The sequence below is a fragment of the Sphingomonas bisphenolicum genome, assembly GCF_024349785.1.
GTDB lineage: Bacteria > Pseudomonadota > Alphaproteobacteria > Sphingomonadales > Sphingomonadaceae > Sphingobium > Sphingobium bisphenolicum.
Genome location: NZ_AP018817.1, coordinates 2,804,620 through 2,830,014 on the forward strand (window position 1 = coordinate 2,804,620; position 25,395 = coordinate 2,830,014).

The 25,395-nt window shown below is 61.9% G+C and carries 28 protein-coding genes and 2 pseudogenes; 12 read left to right on the forward strand and 18 right to left on the reverse strand.

The window, feature by feature from the left end; translation table 11 throughout:
- Positions 1-53: 53 nt before the first annotated feature.
- On the forward strand, positions 54-476 hold the full coding sequence (locus tag SBA_RS13885) for a helix-turn-helix domain-containing protein (RefSeq protein WP_261934857.1): 423 nt from the start codon (positions 54-56) through the stop codon (positions 474-476).
- 114 nt (positions 477-590) lie between these two features.
- Here the strand turns inward: SBA_RS13885 and SBA_RS13890 are convergent, their stop codons facing one another.
- From SBA_RS13890 to SBA_RS13905, 4 genes are all read right to left on the reverse strand, one after another.
- Positions 591-3,806, reverse strand: coding sequence for an error-prone DNA polymerase (locus SBA_RS13890; protein WP_261934858.1), 3,216 nt, complete (start codon positions 3,804-3,806; stop codon positions 591-593).
- Complete coding sequence (locus tag SBA_RS13895) at positions 3,803-5,398, reverse strand: DNA polymerase Y family protein (RefSeq protein ID WP_261934859.1); 1,596 nt, start codon at positions 5,396-5,398, stop codon at positions 3,803-3,805. Before SBA_RS13895 ends, SBA_RS13890 begins: the two co-directional genes overlap by 4 nt.
- 130 nt (positions 5,399-5,528) lie before the next feature.
- On the reverse strand, positions 5,529-6,290 hold the full coding sequence (locus SBA_RS13900) for an ImuA family protein (RefSeq protein ID WP_232015907.1): 762 nt from the start codon (positions 6,288-6,290) through the stop codon (positions 5,529-5,531).
- A 12-nt stretch (positions 6,291-6,302) separates the two neighbouring features.
- On the reverse strand, positions 6,303-6,701 hold the full coding sequence (locus SBA_RS13905) for a hypothetical protein (RefSeq protein WP_261934860.1): 399 nt from the start codon (positions 6,699-6,701) through the stop codon (positions 6,303-6,305).
- Positions 6,702-6,833: 132 nt separating this feature from the next.
- Here SBA_RS13905 and SBA_RS13910 point away from each other — a divergent pair, with 132 nt between their 5' ends.
- Complete coding sequence (locus SBA_RS13910) at positions 6,834-7,007, forward strand: DUF6771 family protein (protein WP_170271984.1); 174 nt, start codon at positions 6,834-6,836, stop codon at positions 7,005-7,007.
- 211 nt (positions 7,008-7,218) lie between these two features.
- On the opposite strand, the gene SBA_RS13915 is transcribed toward SBA_RS13910, so the two are convergent.
- Complete coding sequence (locus SBA_RS13915) at positions 7,219-7,557, reverse strand: hypothetical protein (RefSeq protein WP_120249875.1); 339 nt, start codon at positions 7,555-7,557, stop codon at positions 7,219-7,221.
- A complete protein-coding gene (locus tag SBA_RS13920; RefSeq protein ID WP_197716430.1) occupies positions 7,544-7,780 on the reverse strand; it encodes a hypothetical protein in 237 nt (78 codons plus the stop codon). The genes SBA_RS13915 and SBA_RS13920 overlap by 14 nt, the downstream gene beginning before the upstream one ends.
- A gap of 262 nt (positions 7,781-8,042) precedes the next feature.
- Between SBA_RS13920 and SBA_RS13925 the strand changes: the two genes are divergently transcribed.
- The 3 genes from SBA_RS13925 to SBA_RS13935 all read left to right on the forward strand — a co-directional run bounded on the left by SBA_RS13925 (position 8,043) and on the right by SBA_RS13935 (position 9,695).
- Positions 8,043-8,753 carry an SOS response-associated peptidase family protein gene (locus tag SBA_RS13925; RefSeq protein ID WP_261934861.1) on the forward strand — a complete coding sequence of 237 codons (711 nt, stop codon included), beginning with the start codon at positions 8,043-8,045 and terminating at the stop codon, positions 8,751-8,753.
- On the forward strand, positions 8,753-9,358 hold the full coding sequence (locus tag SBA_RS13930) for an alpha-ketoglutarate-dependent dioxygenase AlkB (RefSeq protein WP_120249873.1): 606 nt from the start codon (positions 8,753-8,755) through the stop codon (positions 9,356-9,358). Before SBA_RS13925 ends, SBA_RS13930 begins: the two co-directional genes overlap by 1 nt.
- Positions 9,359-9,422: 64 nt before the next feature.
- A complete protein-coding gene (locus SBA_RS13935; RefSeq protein WP_315975771.1) occupies positions 9,423-9,695 on the forward strand; it encodes a hypothetical protein in 273 nt (90 codons plus the stop codon).
- A 162-nt stretch (positions 9,696-9,857) separates the two neighbouring features.
- On the opposite strand, the gene SBA_RS13940 is transcribed toward SBA_RS13935, so the two are convergent.
- From SBA_RS13940 to ligD, 4 genes are read right to left on the reverse strand one after another with little or no spacing between them, the layout of a single operon-like run.
- Positions 9,858-10,043, reverse strand: a complete 186-nt coding sequence (locus SBA_RS13940; protein WP_120249871.1) for a hypothetical protein — start codon at positions 10,041-10,043, stop codon at positions 9,858-9,860.
- Positions 10,044-10,055: 12 nt separating this feature from the next.
- Positions 10,056-10,178, reverse strand: a complete 123-nt coding sequence (locus SBA_RS13945) for a hypothetical protein (protein ID WP_261934863.1) — start codon at positions 10,176-10,178, stop codon at positions 10,056-10,058.
- A 54-nt stretch (positions 10,179-10,232) separates the two neighbouring features.
- Complete coding sequence (locus SBA_RS13950) at positions 10,233-10,526, reverse strand: hypothetical protein (protein WP_261934864.1); 294 nt, start codon at positions 10,524-10,526, stop codon at positions 10,233-10,235.
- Positions 10,527-10,552: 26 nt separating this feature from the next.
- Entirely contained in the window at positions 10,553-11,503 is a 951-nt protein-coding gene (gene ligD / locus SBA_RS13955; RefSeq protein ID WP_315975772.1) for a non-homologous end-joining DNA ligase, read from the reverse strand.
- A 96-nt stretch (positions 11,504-11,599) separates the two neighbouring features.
- On the opposite strand from ligD, the gene SBA_RS13960 reads away from it, so the two are divergent.
- A complete protein-coding gene (locus SBA_RS13960) occupies positions 11,600-13,153 on the forward strand; it encodes an ISL3 family transposase (RefSeq protein WP_261934865.1) in 1,554 nt (517 codons plus the stop codon).
- A gap of 156 nt (positions 13,154-13,309) precedes the next feature.
- On the opposite strand, the gene SBA_RS13965 is transcribed toward SBA_RS13960, so the two are convergent.
- Positions 13,310-13,864 (reverse strand): hypothetical protein, encoded by a 555-nt coding sequence (locus SBA_RS13965; protein WP_120249867.1) that lies wholly within the window; start codon positions 13,862-13,864, stop codon positions 13,310-13,312.
- A 69-nt stretch (positions 13,865-13,933) separates the two neighbouring features.
- On the opposite strand from SBA_RS13965, the gene SBA_RS13970 reads away from it, so the two are divergent.
- Together SBA_RS13970 and SBA_RS13975 are read left to right on the forward strand one after the other, a co-directional pair.
- Positions 13,934-14,530, forward strand: coding sequence for an alpha-ketoglutarate-dependent dioxygenase AlkB (locus SBA_RS13970; protein ID WP_261934866.1), 597 nt, complete (start codon positions 13,934-13,936; stop codon positions 14,528-14,530).
- Between the two features lies 1 nt (position 14,531).
- On the forward strand, positions 14,532-14,828 hold the full coding sequence (locus SBA_RS13975; RefSeq protein ID WP_261934867.1) for an exonuclease/endonuclease/phosphatase family protein: 297 nt from the start codon (positions 14,532-14,534) through the stop codon (positions 14,826-14,828).
- A 103-nt stretch (positions 14,829-14,931) separates the two neighbouring features.
- Here the strand turns inward: SBA_RS13975 and SBA_RS13980 are convergent, their stop codons facing one another.
- Genes SBA_RS13980 through SBA_RS13990 form a run of 3 tightly spaced genes read right to left on the reverse strand, consistent with a single transcriptional unit; the run spans position 14,932 to position 17,754 of the window.
- Positions 14,932-16,986: an NAD(+) synthase gene (locus SBA_RS13980; protein ID WP_261934868.1), complete on the reverse strand. Its 2,055-nt coding sequence runs from the start codon at positions 16,984-16,986 to the stop codon at positions 14,932-14,934.
- Positions 16,973-17,497 carry a CinA family protein gene (locus SBA_RS13985; RefSeq protein WP_120249864.1) on the reverse strand — a complete coding sequence of 175 codons (525 nt, stop codon included), beginning with the start codon at positions 17,495-17,497 and terminating at the stop codon, positions 16,973-16,975. The genes SBA_RS13980 and SBA_RS13985 overlap by 14 nt, the downstream gene beginning before the upstream one ends.
- Positions 17,494-17,754 (reverse strand): hypothetical protein, encoded by a 261-nt coding sequence (locus tag SBA_RS13990; protein ID WP_120249863.1) that lies wholly within the window; start codon positions 17,752-17,754, stop codon positions 17,494-17,496. Before SBA_RS13990 ends, SBA_RS13985 begins: the two co-directional genes overlap by 4 nt.
- 343 nt (positions 17,755-18,097) lie before the next feature.
- On the opposite strand from SBA_RS13990, the gene SBA_RS13995 reads away from it, so the two are divergent.
- The gene (locus tag SBA_RS13995; protein WP_261934869.1) at positions 18,098-18,742 is read left to right on the forward strand and encodes a response regulator; all 645 of its coding nucleotides are present in this window, start codon (positions 18,098-18,100) and stop codon (positions 18,740-18,742) included.
- A 197-nt stretch (positions 18,743-18,939) separates the two neighbouring features.
- Here SBA_RS13995 and SBA_RS14000 read toward each other — a convergent pair.
- A pseudogene (locus tag SBA_RS14000) lies at positions 18,940-19,104 on the reverse strand (integrase); the annotation flags it as partial.
- A gap of 330 nt (positions 19,105-19,434) precedes the next feature.
- Between SBA_RS14000 and SBA_RS14005 the strand changes: the two are divergent.
- On the forward strand, positions 19,435-19,992 hold the full coding sequence (locus SBA_RS14005) for a PRC-barrel domain-containing protein (protein WP_120252019.1): 558 nt from the start codon (positions 19,435-19,437) through the stop codon (positions 19,990-19,992).
- A gap of 304 nt (positions 19,993-20,296) precedes the next feature.
- On the opposite strand, the pseudogene SBA_RS14010 reads toward SBA_RS14005, so the two are convergent.
- Both SBA_RS14010 and SBA_RS14015 read right to left on the reverse strand, forming a co-directional pair.
- Positions 20,297-20,830 (reverse strand): annotated as a pseudogene (locus SBA_RS14010) (hemerythrin domain-containing protein).
- 402 nt (positions 20,831-21,232) lie between these two features.
- Positions 21,233-21,805 (reverse strand): DUF4142 domain-containing protein, encoded by a 573-nt coding sequence (locus tag SBA_RS14015; RefSeq protein WP_261934870.1) that lies wholly within the window; start codon positions 21,803-21,805, stop codon positions 21,233-21,235.
- Between the two features lie 125 nt (positions 21,806-21,930).
- Between SBA_RS14015 and SBA_RS14020 the strand changes: the two genes are divergently transcribed.
- Complete coding sequence (locus tag SBA_RS14020) at positions 21,931-22,365, forward strand: DUF3597 domain-containing protein (RefSeq protein WP_261934871.1); 435 nt, start codon at positions 21,931-21,933, stop codon at positions 22,363-22,365.
- Between the two features lie 107 nt (positions 22,366-22,472).
- Here SBA_RS14020 and SBA_RS14025 read toward each other — a convergent pair whose 3' ends face one another.
- Positions 22,473-23,366, reverse strand: coding sequence for an SDR family oxidoreductase (locus tag SBA_RS14025; RefSeq protein ID WP_120249860.1), 894 nt, complete (start codon positions 23,364-23,366; stop codon positions 22,473-22,475).
- Between the two features lie 163 nt (positions 23,367-23,529).
- On the opposite strand from SBA_RS14025, the gene SBA_RS14030 reads away from it, so the two are divergent.
- The gene (locus SBA_RS14030) at positions 23,530-25,374 is read left to right on the forward strand and encodes a glycoside hydrolase family 15 protein (protein ID WP_261934872.1); all 1,845 of its coding nucleotides are present in this window, start codon (positions 23,530-23,532) and stop codon (positions 25,372-25,374) included.
- Positions 25,375-25,395: the final 21 nt, after the last annotated feature.

Genomic DNA, 25,395 nt, shown 5'->3' on the forward strand with positions numbered 1-25,395 from the left:
GCGATCGGCACGACCGATCACGCGCCGCGTCGCTTAGTGAAGGGAGAAAATTAGTGCCGCATCAAGTCGTTGCTCGCATGGACACCTGCCGCAAGCTGGTGACGATGCGCAAGGCCCTGGGTGACACGCTGGGCTATCGCTATTGCGCCAGTCCCGTCTGGGACATGCTTCTGGAACTCTATATTGCCGCCAGAGAGAAAAGGACCGTATATCTCTGGTCGCTCTGCAGTTTCGCAAATGTCCCGTACCCCACCGCATGTCGCAAGGTGTACGAAATGGAGAAGATCGACTTGGTCTTTTGCAATGCGACCAATCGGTACCGACGCGGAATTAGGGTCAGCCTGACCGAGAAGGGGCAAGGGGTCGTCGAGTCGCTTCTCGACCGGCTCGCCGAGATTTACAAAGCCAACATAGGAACGCGCGCCGACATCTCCGAGCTTGTCAGCGTGGACAAGCGCACCAAAAATGCCAATTGATTAAGTCCAGGCGACGGTTGCGTCCGTCACTTGGCATCTGGCTCGAGCAGTCCACTTCGGCCAGATCCAACGAACTCCGGGAGGCAGCAGCAAGCCCTCCGCACGATGATCTGTTCAGTGAAAATTGCGCGACTGAAGGCGCAAACGCGGCGTATCATCTGGCGCCGCCCCCTTCGGCAAGTCCTCCTTACCGTCGCTGGCATACCAGGTTGCGGCAGACGGGATGGCGTCTCCGATCGATCGGAGAAGCGGCGTGTAGTCGATCACGCGGTCTATGATGATGTGCGTAACAATCCCCTCACGCTGCAACCGCCCACGCAGCCCGACCATGGCTGATGCCAGGACCGTCCTCCGCTGCGCCTCAAACCGGTCCGGCCATAATATGCCATTGGCAATCCCGGTTTCATCTTCAATGGTGATGAACAGAACGCCTTTAGCCGACCCCGGCTTCTGCCGCACGAGGATCACCCCTGCCACCTCGACATGCCGCCCGTCCTTGACCTGGTCGAGCTCCGCGGCCGACTTGACCCCACGCCGCCGTAAATCCTCCCGTAGAAACGCAAGCGGATGCGCACGCAGCGAAAGCTGGATGGTCCGATAATCCTCGACCACCTCCCTTCCTTCGCTGAGCGGCTCCAGCGTCACCATGGGCTCATCCCCCTCCGGACCGGACCGCCCTTCCCGCGCATCTGCCGCCGCAAAGAGCGGCAGGGGTTTGTCGCCCAGCCCCTTCACCTGCCACAGCGCCTGCCTTCGATCATGGGCAAGAGCGTGGAAAGCGTCGGCATCCGCCAGCCGCTCGATGGCGGCCGGCGGCACCCCTGCCCGTCGCCAAACGCCTTCGACACTATTGAATTGCTCATCCCCGCGTGCCGAAACGATCATGGCGGCGTGCAGGTTGGAAAGCCCGCGCGCCATGCGCAGCCCTAGCCGAACGGCGAGGTATCGCCCGCGTGTCGGTTCGAGCGTGCAATCCCAACGGCTGCGGTTGATGCAGGGCGGCCGCACCTCTACGCCATGGGCTCGGGCGTCCCGCACGATCTGCGCAGGTGCATAAAAGCCCATCGGCTGCGCGTTCAGCAGAGCCGCACAGAAGATATCGGGGTGATGGCACTTCATCCAGCTCGACGCATAGGCGATCTTGGCAAAGCTCGCCGCATGGCTTTCCGGAAAGCCATAGGAACCGAAGCCTTCGATTTGCTTGAAGGTCCGTTCGGCAAAGTCGCGCGGATAGCCGCGCCCCACCATGCCCTCGACCAACTTGTCGTAAAAATGGCTGACCCCGCCGGTAAACTTGAAGGTCGCCATAGCGCGGCGCAGCTGATCGGCCTCGGCCGCCGTGAACCCGGCGCCGACGATGGCCACCTTCATCGCCTGCTCCTGGAACAGCGGCACGCCCAGCGTCTTCTGCAACACGGCGCGCAGCTCCTCGCGCGGATATTCCGGCTTCTCCTTGCCCTCGCGCCGACGTAGATAGGGATGCACCATGTCGCCCTGGATCGGCCCAGGCCGGACAATCGCCACCTCGATGACGAGATCGTAGAATTTCTCCGGCTTGATCCGCGGCAGCATCGACATTTGCGCGCGGCTCTCGATCTGGAAGACGCCGAGCGTGTCGGCCCGCTGGATCATGGCGAAGACGGCAGGGTCATCGCGCTGCAGCGTGGGCGACGCCATGGTCATGGCGATGCCGCGATGCTCCGCCAGCAGCGCAAAGGCCCGACGCATGCATCCCAGCATGCCCAGACCCAATATATCGACCTTCATGAACTTCAGCGCATCGATGTCATCCTTGTCCCATTCGATCACCTGCCGGTCCTCCATGGCTGCTGGTTCGATCGGCACCAGCTCATCGAGCCGGTCTGAAGTCAGCACGAAGCCGCCAGGATGCTGCGAGAGGTGGCGCGGCGTTCCGATCAGCTCACGCGAGAGCTCAAGCGTCAGGGCAAGGCGCGGATCGCTGGTATCGAGATTGAGCTCGCTGGCCTGATCGTCGCGCACGCCTTCCAGCGACCATCCCCAGACGAGCCCCGCGAGCGCCCCGGTCATGTCCTCGGGCAGACCCAGCGCCTTGCCGACCTCGCGCACAGCGCCGCGGGCGCGATAGCGCGTCACCACCGCCGTCAGCGCGGCGCGGGTGCGGCCATAGGTCTCATAGATCCACTGGATGATCTCCTCCCGCCGCTCATGCTCGAAATCGACGTCGATGTCCGGCGGCTCCTTGCGCTCGCCCGACACGAAGCGTTCAAACAGCAATTCATGTTTGATGGGATCGATCGAGGTGATGCCCAGCACGAAGCAGACGCAGCTGTTCGCCGCCGATCCCCGCCCCTGGCAGAGAATGCCCCGCCGCCGCGCTTCAGCGACGATGCTGTTCACAGTCAGAAAATAGGGGGCGTAGCTTAACTTCTCGATCAGCCCGAGCTCATGGGCCAGCTGATCGGCATAGGCTTTGGGCACGCCATCGGGAAACATGCGGGCCGATGCCACCCCCGTCAGCCGCTCGAGTAACTGTTGCGGCGTTTCGCCCGGGCTTGCTTCCTGCGGATATTGATAGCGAAGCTGCCCAAGGTCGAACGTGCAGGCACGGGCTATGTCGGCGCTCGCCGCCAGCGCATCGGGATAGGCAGCGAAGCGCCGCGCCATTTCAGCGCCGGACTTGAGGTGCCGATCGGCATAGCGCTCGCGCCTGAACCCCAGCGCATCGACGGTGCAATGGTGACGGATCGCGGTCACCACATCCTGCAGCAGCTCGCGATCATTGCTGTGGTAGAGGATGTCGCCCAACACCACCGATCGCACATGGTGCGCTCGGGCCTGCCCATCGAGACTATGAATCCGGATCGCATCGTCCGGCCTTCGGCGCAGCGACAGCCCAAGATAGGCGCGCTCGCCAAATATGCCGCTTAAACGGCGGAGCGCTTGTGCATTGGTGTCGTCGGGCAGATCTGGAACAAGGATAGCGATCAACCCTTCCTGCCATTGTTCGACATCGTCCCAGTGCAGATCGCAGGCCCCCTTCCCTGCCCGCGCCTTGCCAATGGACAGCAGGCGGGTCAGCCGCGACCAGGCGGCCTTGTCGGTCGGATAGACCAGCAAACTGGTTCCGCAGGCAAGATCTAGCCGACAGCCGGGGATCAGACGGACGCCGGTTTCCTTGGCCGCTTCCCAGGCGCGCACGATCCCGGCCACCGAATTGCGATCAACCACGCCCAGTGCCGGTATCTTGAGCCAGGCGGCCTGGGCGAACAGTTCATCAGGGGAGGACACGCCACGCAGGAAGGAGAAATGTGTGGTGACCTGAAGCTCGACATAAGCGTCGCCGTTCATCCGAACACACCATGGATGTGCCAGGAGAGATCGCCCGACCGCAGATTTTCGCCATCGCCGCGCCGGAACACCCAGAAACGCTCGCCCCGCTCATTTTCCACTCGGAAATAATCGCGTACGGCATAGCTCTCGCCGCGCCGACGCCACCATTCCCCCCGAATACGCTCCGGCCCGTCTGCCCGCACTACGACATGGGCGACACCCCGCCAGACGAAGCGGCGCGGCGGTTGATCGGGAAGCTCGGCCATGACATGGTCGATCCGCTCTGGCCGCAGCAGGATGCGCGCGGGCCTTGGCCATAAGGTCGGCCAGGGCATAGCATCAGCCAGTGGCGCGATGCGCCCAACGCCGCGCTCGGGCACATCACTCTCGCACATGGTCGGACGGTAAATGGCCCCCTGCCCCAGCCGCGCAACGATCTGATCGACGAGGAGCGCGATATCCGCTTCTTCGCCCATCCCCAGATCGGCATCGATCGCCGTGGGCGCCAGGGGTTCGCTGCGCAGCGCGAGCAGTCGCATGCGCTCGATACCGAAGCCTGGATCAATGGTCTCGATCTTCATGGCGAGCAGCCGCAGCATATGGCCGATGTCGCGCGTGCCCCGCGCGGTCCCGACCGTGACGATCTGTTCCTCCTTGTCCACCCGCTCGCAGACAAGGCGCAGAAGCCGCACGCCAAGCCCTCGTTCGCGCAATGTCCGCGCCAGATCATCGGCAAGGTTGGCCATGACCCGCGCGATCGTCTCGGCCGAGCCAATGGGTTCGGCAAAGACACGCAGCACCTGCGGCAATTCGAATGGCACGATGCCGACGAGCGGCTCGCCAACCCGGCCGATCGCTTGGTCGAGCCGGTGAAGCAGGCTGGCCCCAAAGCGGCGGCCGAGCGGCGCGCGCGGCATGGCGATGAGATCGGCAATGCGCTCGATCCCAAGGCGCTGGGCGGCGCTGCGCTGGCGGTCATCGAGCCGCAGCGCCGCTACCGGCAATCTGTTGATCGCTTCCAGTTCCCCCTGCACGCTGCAGATCGCAATGCGCTCTTTGCCATAGCGGGCGAGCGCATGGGCAGCACCCGCCGTGCCCGCTATAGCGACGCGCGCGTCCAGTCCGATCCGGTGGCAAAAACCGATAAGGCGCCGCGCCATCGCCTTCTCGCCGCCAAAAAGATGGGCCACGCCGGTCAGGTCCATGAGCAGCCCGTCAGGCGCGTCCACTTGTGCGGTCGGCGTCCAGCGCCGCACGGCGAACAGCGCGAGCCGTTCCAACTCCCGCCCATCTCCCACCGGGTCAGCGTCGCGCGCATCGAGGCCGGCCACCATGGCTTTGGCCTGGGTGAGCGGCATGCCGGGAAAGAGACCAAGGCTTGCCGCATGCGCGTCGACCGCGGCGATCACCCTGCGCTGCTTTTGAAGGGTGCTGGTGACGAGCGGCGGCATTTCCAGCTGCGTATCCGCAACAGGCTTCAGATTTGGCGCTGCCGCTTGCTTGTCTGATTTGAACAGATTGTCGGCCGCCTCCGAGCGGCGGCCGAGTTCACGCGGCGAGGGACGCTGATGCACAGGCAGGCTGTCGATCTGTTCCTCGCGGCTGGCCATGGCAGCACCTGCCCCTGTGTTCTGCGCCCAGCGCGCGCCAGGACGCCACCCGCCGCCACGTGGGCAGGAGCAGGACGAGCCGTCATCCTCTTCGAGCGGGACGAGGGGCAGTTGGGGCGCAGATGTCCGTTCAGGCGGCCTGCCGGTCCTCGCCTCGTTTCGGCGTAGCCGATCGACGGCGAGGCTCGGCAGGAACAGCGAGGCGACCCGTCGCATCGCAGCCCTCCAGCAGCCAGTTATCAGGATGCCCGCCGCGCTGGCGCACCAGTGACACCTGCCAGCGCGACCGACCGACGCCGGGCACCGGCAAGGGATCGGACGGCGCACAGCCGATGCGCCAGCGCGTCAGCGCGGAAGACGGTTGGCCCAGCGGATCTTGCGCGGACCGTCGCCAGCGCCGTAGCAGCAAGGCCATGGTGTTTCCTTCCTCGGCCGCAAGCTGCAGGCGGCGCGTGGCTGTCATGCCGATGCGGGTGACCTCGCACACCACGGCGGCAAGCGCGCCATGGCGCAGCGCCTCCTCCATAATCGCAAGGGCGTCATCGTCCTTTCCCGCTTCTACCTGGATCAACCGGGTCGCCGGCACACCGGCGCAGGCAAGGCCGGGCGCGAATAGATCGGGCTGCGCCATGATCCAGAAAATGTCCCCTTCCGACGCTCTGGCCGCGATACCCGCAGTGAAGAGGGTGGCGGCGGCGTCATCGCCAAGCGCGACGGTTTGGCCGGCAATTTCGTGCAGCGCCGCGCGCGCCAGCCCGCCTGCTGCCAGGCGGTCATCGACGATGGGAATACCAAACGGCAGGCATGGGACATCGGCCCGCGAAACCGGCGCAATGGCCTGGATTTCGGCAATGAGGGCTTGCAGCCTGTGCGGGCGCGGGGCAGTCGACATGACGGTTGAGACTCACTTGTTCCCTATATGTTCCTTTGATCCTGTCACAGAGTCAATTGATCGAGATCGCACTGGCGCATGTGCCCTGAGCGGGTCACAAAAATCAGGCCCGCCGAAAAGCGGCCCGCCGTCCTCAACCGCACGGGCATTCTCGCCCTCGTCGTCTGAACCGCGCCATCTAACGATAAATCTCCGCTCGATAGCAGCGGCAATGCGCTCGACGATATCGAGGCGCGCGCCGCGGGACCGGGCAAAATTCCGATCCGACAAAGCCCGGCGTACCCAGAGCGGTGCCATCGAAAGTGCGATGGAAATATCGACGCGCAGCTGATGCGCGCGCCCCAGCCGCTCACGGCCTTCGGGCACGAGAAGGTCATCGGCTAAAGAGTGATCTGGCTCATCTGATTCCATGATCGAAGCCTAGAACATATCAAGAACGCACTTTGCAAGAGGCGCTGCGAGTTATCCACAGATAACTGGAGCGATGCCATGTCACAGCCCTGCTATTGCGCCAATGCACATTGACGCTCATAGGCGACGGCCATGGACGACCATTTAAAAGCGATCATCGAACGGACGGTCGAACGCGCGCCCCAATGGCTTCGCAATGATCTTGGCGGTAAGGATGGTAATGCCCGCCGCAGCGCTGAGGAGACGCTTGCAGCCATGATCGCTAACGCACTGCACGAAGGGGCCGGCGAAAAACCGAGGGCGTGATTTCTGACAGTGACCGAAAAGACCGATCTCAATCTGACCCTCGGCTTGAATCTCCAAGCCAAGCCTCTAGATTGAAATGGTCCCCCTTCCCCCCTTTGGATGGCACCTCCCTGAATCTTGGCCTCGTCGTTGAGCTTGCTCCGGCGGGGTTTTCTTTCGCCTGCGAGATCGAACATCGCGTCATCCGTCGCATGCCGACCACCCATGCCCCCTAACCTCTATGCTGATGCACGCCTCGCCGCCATTCGCGCTCGTCGGGGAGGGGATATGTGATGCGCGGCGGCTCGTTCGTCGTCTCCATCCGGAGCGGCCGGATCTTTCGGCCAAGGCGCTCGGTGCAGTCCTTGCAGTAGAGGTGGCGAATGCCGTCGCGAAAATCATCGCTCCAGCCTTTCCGCCGAAATCGCCACCACAGGCCAATTGGTTCAAAGGTGACGCTTTTGTGACAGCGGCAGGTGACCTTGATCGAGTAACGCCATAAAGCGGCCTCGAAGATCGAGGTGGCCGACCTTTGCTCGTCCCCATGGCCGATAGCATCAACCGGGCGCATCGACCTTCGTCCGCATGATGGCTGTAGCCCAGGCGGTTGCGCCGACCATGAACGGGCCATCGTCACGAAGCCCTGCGCGAATCTCCTCGATGAAAGAGCGATTGCCAAGCCCGCGCGCTTCCAGCGCCGTAGCGACAGCATCTCGAATTTCAGCGAGTTTTAGACCGTTCAACCCGCAAGTTTGCCCTTCGAAATCATGTTCGATGAGCCGCTGATTAGTCATGAATTTGATCCTTCCGATTCGAGCTGTAGTAGAACATAATAGGAACAATATGGAGTCTCGCCCTTGGCTTTGTTCTCTTCACGTTCTATTTTCGTCGATCCGAGCAGCAGAGTCGCAGCGAGCGCAGAATGGAGAGAAGCGATGCAGGAGCGCAGAAAGCTAAGCCTGAAACACGAACCCAGACCTGTTGAGCCGGCCACAAGCGGGCCGGATCGATTGGAGACGGAGCACCATCAAGGTGTCCCGCGCTATCACCCCGCGCATGATCCGCAGTTGGTCAGTGACGACGAGGTCCCCTGGTGAGCTGAATCCCCTGTCTCGTCTTCATTGCATGGCGGCTGGCTTGTCGGAGGTCGCCCACTATTTCGGCGCTGAAATGCCGGTGCCGGTCGACTTGCCGTCCGAGACGACAGAGGGCGCTTGTGGCCTGGTGGTCTTCGAGAACAAAGGACGGCGCGTCATACGCGGTGTGAGCTGGGGCTTTCCCCGGCTTACCCGAGAGATGCGCGAGCGAGGCGAAGAGCCAGGGATCATCGGGTTGGTAGCGGATCTCACCAATCCGATGTGGGATCAGATGGCGCTCGATCCGCGTTATCGATGCCTGATCGTCATGAGCCATTTTGCAAACCCTGACGGCGTGCCCGGCGCGCGAACACGCACCTGGTTTTCGCTCAATCATATGCCGCTGATGGCCTGGGCCGGTTTCTGTCGGAACATCCCCGACCAAGGGCCGCGCTTTGCCGGCGTGTCGATGGACGCCAACGCTGCGGTCGCGCCGACCAATGATCGCATGCCCGTCCTGCTCGATCCGCACGAATATGACCGCTGGTTGCACAGCCCAATCCAGGATGTGATTGGCTTTCAGTTTCGTGCCCCCTTCTCCGCCGAGCGGTTCAAGGTCGAGAGGACGCAGGATCTGTGGAATAGCGGCAAGCGGCCGCCATCCGCCGACAAACAGCTGGCGCTGCTGTGATGTCGGCAAACGGGCAGATCGACCTTTTTGCCCCGCCTCTCCTGCCGGGTCTTGGCTACGGACCTGATCTGGTAAGCGCAGAGGAAGAGGCCAGGCTTATTGACCGCATCAATCGCGCGCCGCTCACGCCCTTTCGCTTTCAGCAGTGGACCGGCAAGCGGCTCACCTGCAGCTATGGCTGGAGCTATGATTTTGAACATGGCCGGTTCGGGCCGACCGATCCCCTGCCCGACTGGCTGGTTCCGCTACGCGACCGCGCCGCGCGCTTCGCAGGTCTTGGCGCGGACAGTCTCGCCCAGGCATTGCTCATCCGCTACGATCCCGGCGCCGGCATTGGCTGGCACAAGGATCGGCCGGTATTCGAGCATGTCGTGGGCATCTCGCTTGGGGCACACACATCCATGCGTTTCCGTCGACGAACAGCGAAGGGATTTGAACGACGCGCAGTCCGGCTCGCGCCGCGATCCATCTATGTGATGAGCGACGAGGCGAGAGACGACTGGGAGCACAGCATCGCCGGAATGGATGAGCCGCGCTGGTCCATCACCTTCCGCAGCCTGAAGCCAGACTTTCAAAGACAAGTTGCCCCTTTGAGCGATGGCTGAACGCCCTTTTCAGCCTGTGACGCCCGATGGCCGATATTTCGTGGTTCGCGGGCGTCTTTGGCGCATGAGCAATCCGGCGCTGTCCCAGGCAAAGCGCGAAGCGCTCGTGCACGATCTCATGGATGCTCGCAGAGCCGTAGCCCGCGCGAACAGAGAGGCGGATAAACAGACTGAAGTGGCGGCCCGCAAAGCCGTCGATCAGGCCAAGCAAGCACTGGGCGAACGTGGTCCGGTCTGGTGGGATGACGGCGCGCCGGATTACAACCGGCATATGGTGCGCAATACGCCTTATCGCCCCTGGTTCGACGCTCTATCCGGCAAGCCCGGCCCAGCTTGATCGTTGCGTGGGATGCAATCAGGTTGCACGCCTTCGCATTTGTCGAGCGCCGCCGCTGGTGCGAAAGGGGTTCTGCCTTTCAGGCATCCTCTCCTAAAAACTCATCGGGCTGGTCGTCACGCGATCAGCCTTTTTTTTGGTGACTGTGGTTTTGGCGCGCGGTCAAAGGCCTGCCTGCCGCTCAGGATTAAGCAGTTCGGCCACAGCATCGTAGCTGTCGCTGATCTCCAGCTCCCGCCCATCTGCGAAATGGATGCGCGTACCGACTTCGCATGGCTCGAAATAATCAAGCTGATCAAGGTTGATGGTGACTGGCCTACCGTCCGGCAAGGTGAATTCAGCAATCATGGCCGCCTCGCCTCACTGATATCCGCCTTCATCCTCGCGCTTTTCAGCAGCGTTCTTCTGCGCCTCCTCAAGTTCGTCCTGCTTGTCATCCGACGTGCTGTTTTCGGGGTTTTCCTTGGGATCCGGGATCATCATGCTCTCCTGTGCTGGACGATGAGGAAGCGATCCCATCGCCGCTTGGTTCCGAAATCAGGGTCTAGGGCCCCGGCTATCGGACCATTGCGCGTGTTCGAGTGCCACGTTGACGGGGGTCTTCAAGGCCGCCCAGCCGCTCGCCAGCACATCATTGCTCTCTTTGGCATGCCGCCCTTCAGCCAGGGACCCGGTGATATGATAATGGCTGCCGTCTCCGCGATGGGTGTGCCCATCAATCTCGACGATCAGCGCCTGGCCCCCTTCATCATCGTCGGCAATCCCGACGATCTTTCCGGCCTTCGCCTGCGGGTGCGGCGTCTGCTCATCAGTGCCGAGGCGCAGCGTCACAGAGCCTGCCATTGACCCCATTCACATTATAGGTGGCGATTTTCAAAGGTTGGGCACGATTGATCGGCGCGGCCCCAGCCGGACAGAGCCTTTGAAGTCGCTCGCTTCGCCAGCGCTTTGCCATCAGCGATGGTGAAGTGGGAGGGCTTGTCGATCGTCTCCATTTCCTTCCAGCTAAGCGGCGCCGCGACCGGGGCGCCGGGACGGGCGCGGGCGCTGTAAGGCATGACCGCCGTCGCGCCGCGCTGGTTACGCAGATAATCGACGAAGATGCGGCCATTGCGCTGGGCCTTGGGGAGCGCTGCGGTGAAATGCTCCGGATCATTTTGCGCCACGGCTTTCGCCAGACGGTGGGCGAAGTCCTTGATCTCGGCCCAGTCGGCCCGCGGCGTCAGCGGCGCTGTCACATGCACGCCCTTTCCACCGGTCAGCATCGGAAAGGTCGCAAGGCCGATCGAGGCCAATATGTCGCGAAACTGGAAGGCAGCCGATCGCACGGCTTCGAAGTCCAGCCCCTCATCGGGATCAACGTCGAAGACCAGGCGATCGGCCTTCTCGACATCTTCGATCCGCACGCCCCAGCCATGAAATTCGATCGTACCCATCTGGACGCAGGTCAGAAGGCCCTCAGGCGTATCTATATAAAGATAGGCTTCCTCATGACAGACCTTCTCCGTGATGCCGATGTGGCGCACCGCATCGCCAAAGGACTCGGCATCATGCTTCTGGAAGAAGCATTTCTTCGCCCGCCCCTGCGTACAGCGCACGAGGCTGATCGGTCGCGACCCAGCCCAGGGAAGCATCAGGGGCGCGATCTGCGCAAAATAGTCTGCAAGCGCGCCCTTGGTGATGCTGCTTTCGGGAAAGATGACCCGCTCTCGGTTTCTGATGGCGACCGGCGACGAGAGCTGCGCCGCCGGCTTTTCCAGAACCACCGCCTCAGGCTTCTTGTCTTCGCGTAGGCTGTTGATTGCCACTGAGATGTGACCCGGGGTTTCCATTGAGAAGTGGCTCTGAATCACTTTTGCTGCTGGTGATGGTATCCTTCCCCCGCTTTACTGGGAGGATCTGTCATGCACGGGCGATTTCAACGAGCGCGTCTTGCCCCTGAAGGCTTTGCGGTGGTGTCGCTGCAGGGTGTCGGAGATGATTTCCATATTCAACTGCGTTCTCGCTGCCTTTCAGGCGTTTGTCCGGATTGTGGCCGCCCAAGCCAGCGAGTTCAGAGCCGGTATGTGCGGAGACCTTCGGATTTACAGTTGGCGGGCCGCCGTGTCGTTCTAACGATCCAGGCGCGCCGCTTCTGGTGTGACGCGGTCGTGTGCGGTCGACGCATCTTCTGCGAACGGTTCGATGTAGGTGTCCTGGCGCGATATGGCCGGCGTACTCAACGTCTTGAGACAATTGTCCACCATCTGGGCCTCGCATTGGGCGGGAGACCTGGAGCCGCATTTGCCAACCGTCTAATGGTGCCGGTGAGCAAGGACACTTTGCTGCGGGTGGTGCGGCGGCACGCTGTTGATCGATGTGACGACCTCCATGTTGTCGGTATTGATGATTTTGCCTTCCGCCGAGGTCAGACTTACGGAACGATTGTCTGCGATCTGGAGCGCCGCAAGCCGGTCACCCTTCTGCCTGATCGAGCACTGGAAACGTCACGGGCCTGGCTTGCCAAACGCCCGTCCATATCCATCGTCGCTCGAGACCGCGGCGGCGGTTATGGTGAGGCGATCGCACGAGGGCTCCCTCATGCCGAGCAGGTTGCCGATCGTTGGCATCTCATGGAAAATTCGAGCCGAGCCTTTCTCGACGCCGTCAGCAAATCCATGCGGCAGATCAGGCAAGCGGTCGGCAGCAATGTCGTCGACCCCAAGCTTCTCACCTATGCTGAGAAGCTGCAGTACGAAGGTTACCTTCGTCGTCAGGAAACCAATGAGGCAATCCAGGAACTGGCCAAAAGCGGCACTTCCATCCGGCAGATTGTCCGGCAGACTGGTCACAGCCGCAAACTCGTTCGGGACGTCCTACGCGGACAGCGCCTAGACGTCTTTCGTACTCGGCCAAGCGCTCTGGACAGTTGGTTGCCGTGGCTGAACGAGCGCTGGGATACCGGATCCCGCAACGCCTTGGCGCTCTGGCGTGAGATGCGTGCAGAAGGTTTTGTTGGACAGCGAGGGATCGTCTCGCAGTGGGCTCAACGGCGCCGCCTCGCTGAAAAGGCCGGCCAAAGCGGCCTTATGCGCACACCCTCGGCGCGGGTTCTGGCTCGCCTGATGACCTCCGCTCAGGATGGATTGGGCAAATCAGATGCCATCCTCGTTGCCGTCATCGAGAACTGTGTCCCTGAGTTGGTGACGGCACGCAAAGCAATCGGCGATTTCCAATCGATGATCAGATCAAAGTCAGCCGCGAAACTTGATGGGTGGATCGAGCTGGCCAAGGACAGCCTTGTCGCTTCCTTTGTCAACGGTGTAGAAAAGGACCTGATTGCGGTACGCAACGCGATCATTTCACCGTGGTCAAATGGGCAGACCGAGGGCCAAATCACTCGCCTCAAGCTGATAAAACGACAGATGTATGGTCGAGCGAAGCTGGACCTGCTGCGCGCTCGCGTGGTCGGCGTATGACCATCACCAGCAGCAAAAGTGATTCAGAGCCACTTCTCAGTGGAAACTTATAGCGCCCCCGGGTCACATCTCAGTGGCAATCAACACATGAGCCTGATTGAAATTACGCACACCCTGTCCCGCGCCATTGCGGCGTAAGGACAGACTTGACCGCAATTATCCTTCCCACCGCGTCATGGCCGCACGATAGGCCTTCTCCTCGCGGTCGCGCCGATCCTCAAGCCGGGAGCGCGCGCGATCGCGTTCCTCCCGAACCTGCTCCCGCTCTTTCCTGAGAGCATCAATGCGCGCGTCGATATCGGACAATCTGCGCGCGAAAATGTCATCTATCTTCGCAATGCCTTCCTCTATCTTGCTAAGCTTCGCGCGGCTGGCCTTGGGCTTGTGGTCTGGCGGCGGCGTTGCTTCCTTTAGGTTCCGGGCGGGTGGTCGCTTGCCTCTGGCGCTGGGCGCGATTTTTACTTTGCCTGCCGCGGCGAGATGCTCGGCCGATGTACCGCGCGGCGTGCGGATGACCCTACCCGGCTGGGCCAGCGCCGCCCTCGTCAATACAGGATCGGTGACCTGCTCGGCGATGCCGCTGGCGAAGAGATCGGAGCGGGCGCCCCAGGCCTCCAGCGCGGCCTTCCTGCTGGTCACTGCTACAAAGGCATCTTGAAAGCCCGCTGAAGTGCGGAAAACCTTGAGAGGACGCTTTGCCATGCCGCCCATAACGCATCGCAGGCTATGGCGGTTCGACACACAGTCGCAACTCTTTGGGCGCGGCACCATATAAGAACCATGCAACAGGCCGATCTTTTCGACACAGCCTCTGGATTGCCCACCGGGCCGGAAGGTCTGACCTATCGATCCGACGTCATCGATACCGCCACCGAAGCGCACCTCATTGCCGCGGTCGATGCATTGCCGCTCGCCCCATTTCGGTTTCAGGGTTGGCTCGGCAAGCGCCTGACCTGTTCGTTCGGCTGGTCCTATGATTTCGACACCGCGCAGGTCGCGGCAGCCCCGCCGATTCCCGACTGGCTGATGCCGATAAGGCGCAAAGCGGCGGAACTGCTCGCGATCGGCGAGGCTGAGCTCGTTCAGGCGCTGCTGATCCGCTACGATCCGGGCGCGGGTATCGGATGGCATCGAGATCGGCCGATCTTCGGCCATGTCGCCGGTCTGTCGCTGGGTGCGCCGGCCACGCTGCGGTTGCGGCGGCGCAGGGAGAACGGATTCGATCGCCACCCTGTCTCATTGGCGCGCCGATCCCTTTATGGGCTGTCCGGCCCCGTACGCACTCTATGGGAGCACAGCATCGCGCCTATGGAGGATACCCGCTGGTCAATCACCTTCCGCAGCCTGACGGATAAGGGACGCAGGCTGCTCGGCTGAATTGCGTAACCTGCCTTCGCCGCCAGCGCTCTCATTAATCGAACTGGATGCGCCGGTCGTTTGCCTCGGCGACTTCAACGTCATGCCGACCGACCTCGACGTCTATGCGCCCGATCGGTGGCGGGAGGACGCGCTGTTCGCGCCGGAAATAAGGGCGGCCTATGCGCGGCTGATCGACCAGGGATGGCAGAATGCCCTGCGGCATCGGCATTCGCATGAGACGATCTACACCTTCTGGAAATATCTGCGGCAATCATTCGCGCGCAATGCGGGTTACGGATTGACCATATCCTGCTGAACCCCGTCGCTGCGGCGCGGCTGACGTCGGCGCAGGTAGATATTGCGCCGCGCAGCTGGGAGAAGACCAGCGATCATGCGCCGGTCTGGATCGATCTTTCGGATCAGGGTTGACCCATCCCTTTCTCCAGTTCGTCCAGCCACAGGGTGGCGTTGCCGTCGGACGGCGCGCGCCAGTCGCCGCGCGGCGATAGCGCGCCGCCGGACGAGACCTTGGGTCCGTTGGGGATGGCGGACCGCTTATATTGGCTCATGCCGAAAAAACGGCGCAGGAAGTTTTCGAGCCAGTGCCGGATGGTCGGGAGATCATAAGCAGTTTTCGCGTCGTCGGGATAGCCCGCCGGCCATTCACCTGAGACCGGATCACACCAGGCGTGCCAGGCGAGGAACGCGACCTTGGAAGGCGGCAGGCCCTGCCGGACGATATGGTGGAGGAAGAAGTCGTTCAGCGCATAGGGGCCGACCTTCGATTCCGTGCTTTGCAGCGCGCCGCCGGCATCGACCGGCACCAATTCGGGCGAAATTTCGGTGTTGAGGATCGCGTCCAGCACCGTTTTCGCCGCCTCATCGAACTGGTCGGTCGCGATGCACCAGCGGATCAGATATTGGATGAGCGTCTTGGGCACGCCGCTGTTGACGGCATAATGGCTCATCTGGTCGCCCACGCCATAGGTGCACCAGCCAAGCGCCAGCTCGCTCAGGTCGCCCGTCCCGACGACGAAGCCCCCATGCCGGTTGGCGAGGCGGAACAGATAATCGGTGCGCAGGCCCGCCTGTACATTTTCGAACGTCACGTCATAGACCCGCTCGCCGCGCGCGAACGGATGGCCCATGTCGGCCAGCATCTGCCGCGCCGCTGGGCGGATGTCGATCTCTTCGCCCGCGACGCCCAGGGCGTTCATCAGCGCCCAGGCATTGCCCTTTGTCGCCTCCCCCGTGGCAAAGCCAGGCATCGTATAGCCCAGGATCGCCGAGCGCGGCAGGTCGAGCCGGTCGCACGCCTTGGCGGCGACGATGAGCGCATGGGTGGAATCGAGGCCGCCCGACACGCCGATGACGAAATGCCTGCCCGCCGTCGCGCGGAAGCGGGTGACGAGCGCCTCCACCTGGATGTTGAACGCCTCATAGCAGTCGGCATCAAGTTGCAGCGGGTCGGAAGGCGCGAACGGAAAGCGTCGCACCGGCCTGCGCAAGCCGGTGTCGTCGGTTCGAGCCGTGAAGGGAAAGCCTATGGTGCGAAAGCGATTCTCGGGATCACCGGCGGCGACCGCGCTGTCATTGAAGGTCCCATTGCGCATCCGCTCCAAGCGCAGCCGCTGAAGGTCTACATCGGAATAGAGCAGCTCGGCTTCGTCACCAAAGCGCGTGGATTCTCCTAGCAGATCGCCCATTTCATGCATCATCGCCTGTCCATCCCAGGCGAGATCAGTGGTACTTTCACCTGGGCCGGCCGCCGAATAGACATAGGCCGCAATGCAGCGCGCCGATTGCGATGCCGATAGTAGGTGTCGGTCGCGCGCCTTACCAATGGTGATATTGGACGCGGAAAGATTGCAGAGCAGCAGCGCGCCGGCGAGTGCGCCCATGGTCGAAGGCGGCAGCGGCGCCCAATAATCCTCGCAAATCTCGACGTGGACGGTGAAATCGGCCCAGCCTTCCGCCGCGAACAGCAGGTCCGTGCCGAATGGCGCGCGATGGCCGGCCACATCGATATCCAGTCCCGACAAGCCAGCGCCAGGCGCAAACCAGCGCTTCTCATAATATTCGCGATAATTGGGCAGGAAGCTTTTGGGCACCACACCCAGCAGCCGTCGCCGCGCGATGGCAAGTGCACAATTATAAAGGCGTCCCTTGCGGCGCAATGGCGCGCCGACCAGCAGCAACGGCAAGTCTGCGCTGGCGTCGATCAGCGCGCCGATCTCCGCCTCGACCCGGTCCAGCAACGCTTCCTGAAGGTGGAGGTCGTCGATCGCGTAGGAGGACAGGCTGAGTTCGGGGAAGAGGACAAGGTCGGCTCCTCCGACGGCGGCCTGCCGCGCCAGTGCCAGTATCGCGGCGGCATTGGCTGCGACATCGCCGACGCTCGCACGGGGCGTCGCGGCGGCGGCGCGGATCAGGCCATGGGTATGGATGGATGCGAAACGCTCAGAGTTCGTCAACGGCCTGCCTCATCATATCCAACGCCACGCGCAGCGCGTTTATGCGCACCGGTCCGCGCCCGATATCGCCGAAATGCTCGACCCGATGCACTGTCTCGCCGCCCCGCCGCGCCCAGGCGAAATGGACTAGGCCCGCTTCCTTGCCCTTGGGGGCTTCCCCGGCATAGCCGGTCACGGCGAGCGCCACATCTCCGAGGGAGTGAGTGATGGCGCCCTGCGCCATCGCGACGGCAACCTCCTTGCTGACGGCACCGCAGCTGTCGATCCGCTCGCGCCTTATGCCCAGCAATGCGCATTTTGATTCTTCGCTATAAACGACAAAGCCGCGTTCAAAGGCATGGCTCGCGCCTTCGATATCGGTCAGCAGCGAGGCGAGCAGGCCGCCGGTGCAGCTTTCGGCCGTCACCAGCTTCGCGCGGGCGGCGCAGGCGGCCTTCAGCAACGCGCCCGCCGCTTCTTCCACGTCGTCGGGAAGAACGGGTGAGAGCGTCTCCGCCTCTTGCTCGCTCAATGCGGCGAACGGCGCGATTTCGCGCCTGCCTCCTCCTGTCCGGCGCGGGTATCTTCTTCCTCGCCACGCCGGGTCATCGCCACGGGATCATAGTTGGACGGGATCGCGCCGCCGCTCATGGGATCGCGGTCCGGTTCGCGGTCCAGCGTATCGCTGGGACGACGAGCCGCGCCTTCGGGCTGGTTCTCCGTCGAGATATTGGGACTGCGGGTTGCCTGCGTCGGCACGTCGCGGGTCTTGCGGGCATCGTCGTTCATCACACTCTCCTTGAGGCACTCAAGGAAAATGCGTGGCCTTGGTTCCCAACAATCTTCCTCACTTGGATCAGTGTCGTGCGAAACCCGCCGCAAAGAATTTTACTGATCAATTGGTCGGTGTTTCTTTGCGCGGAACATCATCACGTCTGTGCGCTGCCCTGCCCCGTGCCTAACAAATCTATGACTGATGTTCCCCTTCAGCCGACGCGGGCTGAGTATCGGCCCATAGAAATAGGGCGAACTGACTTTGATTGGATCGCCGGTTGCCCTTCGATCATTGCCCTGATCCGCGTCGCGAGCGCTTCCATCGCAAACGGCTTGATTATCGGTTCCTCAAGGCCGCTTGCGTGTCGAATGGTCCTCCTTCGAGAAGCGCGGCCGCACCTGGCTGGCGATCGACTGGGTCGAAACAGGTGCACCGCCGCACGGCAGAGTGATGCGGCGCGGGTTCGGAAGTGATCTGATAGAAGGCAAGATCCCCTACGAGTTGGGCGGCACGGGAAGCATCAGCATCGAACCGGTCGGCGCACGCTGTCACCTGGAGTTTCCGCTTAAAGAGGGTGAAAGCATTCTTGAAACCGATGCGCCATCGCCGACGATTGTGTGTGGAGGAACACTGGATATGACCGGAGCGCCTGACCTGACCGGTCGCAATGTGCTCGTCGTCGAGGATGATTACTACATCGCTGGCGACACCGCCGCCGCACTGCGCGGCGCAGGCGCTAAGGTGCTTGGTCCCTGTCCGAGCGAGGATGCGACGCTCGATCTGCTGGAAACAGCGACGCCGACGCATGCAGTGCTCGATCTTAATCTGGGTGGCGGTGAGCCGCGATTTGAGATCGCGCATGCGCTGAAGGAACGCGGCGTACCGTTCAACTTTCTGACAGGATACGACCCGGACGCTGTCCCGGAAGACCTCGCCTGTGTGGTCCGGCTGCAAAAGCCGGTGACTTTCCGCAACATTGTGGAAGCCGTCGCTCAACTTTAGCTGGCCGTCTCGGCCGATCAACACTCCAATGACCATTTTCGGGTCAATCCGTAGCTTGCCCGGAGGGCCGATTATGGGTCGCTAACCGACCGGCAGGTTATAAGGCGAAAGCCGCCGTACAGCGCAGCCTCATCGAACGGCGGCTTCGTCACGCCCACTAAAGCCGGCTCCCCGCCAGCGCTGCGGGAGCCGACGATTCAGATCTCGGTGTTCTTGGCGAGCGCGAGCGCGCCTTCCACGTCGATCCCCAGATCGCGGACCCTATTTTCGATCTTGCTGTTACCGAGCAGGAGTTGAACGATACGCAGGTTGCCTGTCGCCCACTCGATGATCGACGCCTTGGTTCGGCGCAACGAGTGCGTCGCGCAGGACAGCCAATCATCACCGGCAGAGGAATTGCGCCAGTTATGCTCAAAAGTCTTCGGGCCTTAGGCACGTCATTGAGTTGTTCGGAGCGTTTTGGCCGCGACTCGCCAAATGCCCCCTGCTGCCAGGAAAGTTTAATCTCGCGGGGCTGGTACGGCGCTTGCTCGGGCAAACCGCTGCCTCCATGTGTTTTCAAGGGGGAAGCTTAGAAATCTGCTTCGGTCCGGCACCAGCAAGATCGCTTCGCGTTAACCGCTTCTGACCCTTTGATCATGGAGCTACCATAGTTGGAAGACCTCGCCGGTTGGATTGCCCCTGCCGCCACCATGATTGCGGCCATGATGACCGCAGCCAATCTGGGCGCACGCGTCACGGGCTGGGGTTTCGGGGTCTTCACCCTGGGATCGATCGCCTGGTCGATAGTCGGTTTCTCTTCGGGACAGGCAAACCTGCTTGCCACCAACGGATTTCTAACTCTGGTCAATCTCATCGGCGTCTGGCGCTGGCTTGGCAAGCAGCGCGCCTATGAAGATGGTGGCAAGTCCGCCGCTCAGGCAAGCCAGCGATCCCTCTATCCAACTCTTTTTACCGCGACGAGCGTCGCTGGCATGCCGGTCGTTGATGCTGAAGGCGAGACGATCGGAAAAGCTGTCGAAGCCCTCGTGACCTGCGAAAGCGGCACGGTAAGTTACGTCGTGGTCGCATCTGGCGATTGGGCGGGCGTGAATGAAGAACTTCGCGCTGTGGATCGGGCGGACATGAACTTTGCCAGTGATCGGCTGACGCTGCTGCGCTCACGCGCGTGGTTCGATAGCCTGGCGCCCCTTCCCGAGGGAGAATGGCCCGCGGCACCGAAGGCGTTTGAGGAGAAGCGGAGCAGATGAGGTTCTTCCCAACCTTCACGAAACCGCCCTTATCTTTGTCCAAATGTCAGCGCAGACGGCGGCTGCGACATGGAGAATGGGAGCATTGTTCCTGGAGAATATCCTTTCTCCAATTCCCAGGACGGCTTGGAACTCGGCAACACCATCTGCAAGCATATGCAGCGAAGCGTCGCCAGCGCTCTTCAGGCGGAGTCTTGCGACACGAAAGGCTGACCGCCGCTGTGGAGGATCGCGTCGGATAGCGGTCGCAAGAATCGAGCCGCCTGCATTTTCAGGCGGCGACCCATTGCGTTTCACCGGCTGATCAGGCCGCGAGCAGGTTCACAGCCGTCGGCTTCGCGGCAGGTAGCCCGCCTGCCTTTGCTTGGGGCAAGCAATACCTTCTTGCGTACGGCCATCGCATCGCGGAGTGCCACAAGATCGACATCCGCCTTCCGGTATTGAGCGAACCCTCCGATGCCTGTTCCTCCTCGTGGACATGATGCTTGATTTCTTCCGAAAGCACCTTGACCTTGGCGCCGTAGAATGCGTCGTCGGGCGACCCGGCATCTATGTCGTTGATCAGCACCTTGGCGCCATCATGTTCGACACAGGCTTCGCCGAGTGTGTCTTCCTCGATCAACCCGCGGAAGGCGAGATTGAAGATTTCTTCCTCGATGAGCGTGTGGATTTTGAGCTCGACGCAGATCTCGTGCGCCCACGCCTGCTGGCGGTCTGCGGATTTGGCACCCTCGAACTTCTCGAACAGATCCTCGACCTTGTGATGGACGGCCTTCAACAGGGCGATCGCATCGGTGAATTTCGCCTCGGCTGAGCGACAATGCCATCTGGGTGACAGAGTGACCTTGTGGGCGTCGAAATGGTTGCGCCAGTCGGACCGTCAGCAAATTGCCGGCTCCTTCAACAGTGCGGCGGTCGACATCAGGGCTTGGCATTGCGAATGGGGCGCATGCACTGGACCCGCAACGCCCGGTGATATTGCATGCGCCGATGGCGGTTTCACCAAGCTGCCCGGCGAATTCATGACATCGGTGGAGCATGTGCTTCCGGTCGGGTGCTGTCGGTCCAGGCCGGTCTAAAGATGAACGCGCGATATCATCTCGACGCGGCATTTGCTGGCAGGGTGAAAAGCCCCTTCGATCTGCCTCATGCAAGATCGAAGGGGCAGGGAGCCGGGTCATTGGCGATCACCGCCATGGCCCGTCCGTACACGCAGAGATTCTGAAAAAGGAACGTTCGCTCAGGACTTGAGGCCCTTCGCCATGTTGAGATGGGCTGTCACGATGGGAATAAGTTTGGCCGCGAACTCCTTCAATGAGGGAACCTCGCCACTGGCCGAATAGGCTTTAAGCGTGTCGAGCGTCTCCTTATGTCCCTTGGTCTGCGCTTCGATATAGGCGGCATCGAAGTCGGCCCCTTTCTTGCCCTTGAGCGCGTCGAGCGACTGTTGTTGCGCGCTGGACAGGATCGGCTTGGGCACGATGGCCGGGGACGAAGCGCTCGCCGCCTGGCCGAGCTTTGCCGTTGAATCGGTATGCGCCTTAATCATCGACTCCGCGAATTTCTTCACGGACGTCGACTGGCTGTTGGCTTGCGCCAATCTTGAGCTTTCGATTTCGAATGTATCGCTCGCCGCTGCCGCATTGGCGAACGTCTGGCCTGCGCTCTCCGCAACGGGCGCCGGTTCGATGGTGTTGACGCTGTTCATCGGCGCCGCCGCGCCGTTGTTGGACGCCGTATCGACCTTCTTGCCGCACCCGCCGAGCGTCAGCGCTGCCAATGATATCGCCACCGTCGCGAACTGCATCTTCATCGATCGTCTCCCGGATCATCGTCTGTCAGAACGTCAACCCGCCGCGTCCAAGCTCGTTCCCATGGGAGCCTTCTTTGACACACGCCGTTTGGTGATGATTGAACCACCACATGGAGGACAGGCACATGGGCATCTTCAGCAAGATTAGAGACAAGATTTTTGGTCATGACGACCAGAGGGCGAGCAGTGGCACCCCTGCACCCGCCACGAATGTCCAGACCACCAACCCGCCCCCGCCGACCACTACGCCCCCTGCGTCGCCCGCCACGGCCACCGCGTCACCTGAGGCAACGTCGCTGCCGCAGGTCGATGTCGGCGCGGTCCTTTCGGCCATGGCCGACGCCAGGGGCGGCGGGGGAAATTATCAAAGTTCGATCGTCGATCTGTTGAAGCTGCTCGATCTCGATTCCAGCCTTGCTGCGCGCAAGGAACTGGCCGACGAACTGGCTGTCCATGAAGGCGCTGACGGCAGCGCAGAGCAGAATATCGCGCTGCACAGGGCGGTGATGACGAAACTCGCTGAAAATGGCGGCGTGGTTCCCGATAGCCTGCGCGACTAAGGCCTCTGGCCGTGCCGCTCCTTCTTGAGGTGGCGGACCGGCGTTATCCTGTCAGAACCATATCTGTTGGGACGGTGGCCCCGCGGTGACGCGGGGCCATCCTTGCGTCAGGCGATCCCGGCGCCGCCGGTCACGCCATAGACTTCACCGGTGATATAGCTGCCCTCCTGCGAGGCTAGCAGCACATAGACGGGCGCGATCTCGACCGGCTGACCAGGGCGGCCGAACTGGCTCTGCTCCCCGAACTTGGTGACCTTGTCCTGCGGCTGACCGCCACTGGATTGCAGGACTGTCCAGAATGGACCGGGGGCAACCACATTTGCCCGGATGCCCTTTTCGATCAGCTGTTTGGCAAGCGCCTTAGTATAGGCTACGATGCCTGCCTTGGTCGTGGCATAATCGAGCAATATGGCCGAAGGCTCATAGGCCTGGACGGAGGCGGTTGTGATCACCGACGCGCCGGCGGGAAGATGCGGCACGGCGGCCTGTGTGATCCAGTGCATGGCGTAGAGATTGGTCTTCAGCGTGCGGTCGAAATCTTCCGAGCTCACTGCCTCCACGTCATCGCGATATTGCTGGCGGCCAGCATTGATGACAAGAATGTCGAGCCCGCCAAGGCCCTTGACGGCCTCATCGACGAGCTTGCGGCACCAGTTCTCGTCCGTAATGTCGCCAGGCAGCGCGACCGCCTTGCGGCCCTCTGCCTCGATCAGGGCGATGACCGCCTTTGCGTCCTCCTTTTCGCTTGGAAGATAGGAGATGGCGACATCGGCGCCCTCGCGCGCATAGGCGATAGCGGCAGCTCGGCCGATGCCGCTGTCACCGCCAGTGACCAGCGCCTTGCGGCCCTCGAGTTTGCCCGAGCCGGTATAGCTTTCCTCGCCATGGTCAGGCCTGGGATCCATGTCCGCAGCGATACCGGGAACCGGCTGCGGCTGCTCTGGAAATGGGGGCTTGGGATATTGCGCGCGCGGGTCCTGCATGGTGAGACGCTCTGCCATGTTCGCTCCTTGCTGATGGGGATGATGGACGACAGTCCATTTTGCCGTTCTAGGCGACACGGCAAACTACGAGCCGCAGAGCCATCCAGTTCCACACCGGGCTCAGCAGGATGGCAATCTTATTCAAAGCTCTGATCTGGATCAGGAAAACAGGCCGCCTCTCGTGCGTTCTCGCCTGAAAGCAGTTCAAGGGAATGTCGTCATCAACAGGACTCGGCTCGACAACGCTCGCCCCCGGCGCGACGCGGAAAACTATCTTCATCTCGAACATTATGCGGCCCTGGGCGATGGCCGGACCGTGGCCCTGAGCGGTAGCGATGGGTCGCTCGACTGGTGGTGTGTCCCCAATCTCGATTCTCCGCCCCTCTTCGATCGGTTGTTTGATCCGCAGGAGGGCGGCTATTTCGCCATCACGCCTCGTGAAGCTTTCGAGGTCGAGCGGGCTTATCGTCCCGAGAGTAATGTCCTCGAGACTATATTTTCGACCGCTGGCGGTAAGGCGCGAATGGTCGAATCGCTCAACAACGGTTCTGCGGGACGCTTGCCCTGGTGCGAATTGGCGCGGCGGATCGAGGGGCTGGAAGGCTCGGTGCATTTCGACATCGCGTTGAGGCTCGGTCACTGGGCGGACACCGCTTCGCCCTATATGCAGAAAGTCGGTGGCCATGATGTTTTCCATGTCGGCGGCGTGCTGGGTCTCTTTCTGCGGGGATCGGGCATAATCATCGACCATCTGGGCGATAATGGCGCGACTGCAAGTTTGACGATCAAGGAGGGCCAGACGGAGTTGCTCGCGATTGTGGCAGGCGAAGACGAGCCGCTGGTCGCGCCTTCGCTTGAGGAAATAGACGCCCGGATCGATGGCTCGGATGACGAATGGCGCACATGGGCGCAGACGGTCCAATGTGACGGACCATATCGGGAGGCATTGGTCAGAAGTGCCCTCGCCCTCAAGCTCCTGCTCTTTTCACCCAGCGGTGCGATCGCGGCGGCGGCCACCACCTCTCTTCCTGAACGGATTGGCGGGTCGAAAAATTACGATTATCGCTTCGCTTGGGTCCGCGACGCAGGCTATACCATCAACGCCTTCCTGCGCGTTGGTGCCCAGGCGGAGGCGAAGGCTGCTCTGACCTGGTTGCTCAAGCAAATCAAGGAAGTGGGGCCGCGCGTCTGCTATTCGATCTGGGGTGGCGCAGTTTCAGACGTCCGGACAGTCGACCTGCCTGGCTATCGCTGTTCAGAGCCGGTTGTTGCTGGAAACCGCGCCACGGATCAGCGGCAGCATGGGATATATGGCGATATCTTCGAGACCGCGGCATGCTTCGTAAACCATGGCAATATCCTGGACGCGCGCAGCGCAGAGATATCGGCGCATCTTGCCGATCAATGCGCGGACATCTGGCGCCAGAAGGATAGCTGCATCTGGGAGCTTGCCGAAGAACAGCATTGTACCATGTCGAAAATCAGTTGCTGGCAGGCCCTGGCCCGCGCCGTCGAACTGGCCGACGCAGGGCAATTGCCGACGACCTGCCGCGATCGCTGGTCACGCGAGCGAGACAGGATCGAGGCGTGGATAACGGAGCATTGCTGGTCCGAGAGCCTCGGCGCCTATAGTTTCTATCCGGGCTCGGATCGCCTCGATGCGTCGCTCGCCCTTGCTGTGCGCTTTGGGTTCGATGGACGGGATCGCCTGCGTCGAACGGTCGAGGCGATCGATCGAGAGCTCGGCTGTGGACCCTATCATTATCGCTATTCCGGAGCCGACAAGGAAGAAGGCTGCTTCCTCGCCTGCACCTTCTGGATGGTCGAAGCCAAAATTCTGCTTGATCAGCCTGGAGCGGCGTCCAGGGCATTTACCGAAGCGATTGAGGGGCCGGCGCCCACAGCCGGCGTATATCCTGAAATGATCGACCCTGTGTCCGGACGCTATCTGGGCAACATGCCGCAAGGACTGACCCATCGGGCTATCACTCAGGCTCTCATGTCGCTGGAGGCCAGCAGAGGCTAGGCTCCAGCGAACATGGCCAGC

Coding starts and splice junctions, on each gene's coding strand:
- SBA_RS13890 (WP_261934858.1), bottom strand. CDS start 3,806: ATGAACGGCGACGCTTATGTCGAGCTTCAGGTCACCACACATTTCTCC.
- SBA_RS13895 (WP_261934859.1), bottom strand. CDS start 5,398: ATGGCCAGCCGCGAGGAACAGATCGACAGCCTGCCTGTGCATCAGCGT.
- SBA_RS13900 (WP_232015907.1), bottom strand. CDS start 6,290: ATGTCGACTGCCCCGCGCCCGCACAGGCTGCAAGCCCTCATTGCCGAA.
- SBA_RS13905 (WP_261934860.1), bottom strand. CDS start 6,701: ATGGAATCAGATGAGCCAGATCACTCTTTAGCCGATGACCTTCTCGTG.
- SBA_RS13910 (WP_170271984.1), top strand. CDS start 6,834: ATGGACGACCATTTAAAAGCGATCATCGAACGGACGGTCGAACGCGCG.
- SBA_RS13915 (WP_120249875.1), bottom strand. CDS start 7,557: ATGCGCCCGGTTGATGCTATCGGCCATGGGGACGAGCAAAGGTCGGCC.
- SBA_RS13920 (WP_197716430.1), bottom strand. CDS start 7,780: ATGACTAATCAGCGGCTCATCGAACATGATTTCGAAGGGCAAACTTGC.
- SBA_RS13925 (WP_261934861.1), top strand. CDS start 8,043: ATGATCCGCAGTTGGTCAGTGACGACGAGGTCCCCTGGTGAGCTGAAT.
- SBA_RS13930 (WP_120249873.1), top strand. CDS start 8,753: ATGTCGGCAAACGGGCAGATCGACCTTTTTGCCCCGCCTCTCCTGCCG.
- SBA_RS13935 (WP_315975771.1), top strand. CDS start 9,423: ATGAGCAATCCGGCGCTGTCCCAGGCAAAGCGCGAAGCGCTCGTGCAC.
- SBA_RS13940 (WP_120249871.1), bottom strand. CDS start 10,043: ATGATTGCTGAATTCACCTTGCCGGACGGTAGGCCAGTCACCATCAAC.
- SBA_RS13945 (WP_261934863.1), bottom strand. CDS start 10,178: ATGATGATCCCGGATCCCAAGGAAAACCCCGAAAACAGCACGTCGGAT.
- SBA_RS13960 (WP_261934865.1), top strand. CDS start 11,600: ATGCACGGGCGATTTCAACGAGCGCGTCTTGCCCCTGAAGGCTTTGCG.
- SBA_RS13965 (WP_120249867.1), bottom strand. CDS start 13,864: ATGGGCGGCATGGCAAAGCGTCCTCTCAAGGTTTTCCGCACTTCAGCG.
- SBA_RS13970 (WP_261934866.1), top strand. CDS start 13,934: ATGCAACAGGCCGATCTTTTCGACACAGCCTCTGGATTGCCCACCGGG.
- SBA_RS13990 (WP_120249863.1), bottom strand. CDS start 17,754: ATGAACGACGATGCCCGCAAGACCCGCGACGTGCCGACGCAGGCAACC.
- SBA_RS14005 (WP_120252019.1), top strand. CDS start 19,435: ATGATTGCGGCCATGATGACCGCAGCCAATCTGGGCGCACGCGTCACG.
- SBA_RS14015 (WP_261934870.1), bottom strand. CDS start 21,805: ATGAAGATGCAGTTCGCGACGGTGGCGATATCATTGGCAGCGCTGACG.
- SBA_RS14020 (WP_261934871.1), top strand. CDS start 21,931: ATGGGCATCTTCAGCAAGATTAGAGACAAGATTTTTGGTCATGACGAC.
- SBA_RS14025 (WP_120249860.1), bottom strand. CDS start 23,366: ATGGCAGAGCGTCTCACCATGCAGGACCCGCGCGCGCAATATCCCAAG.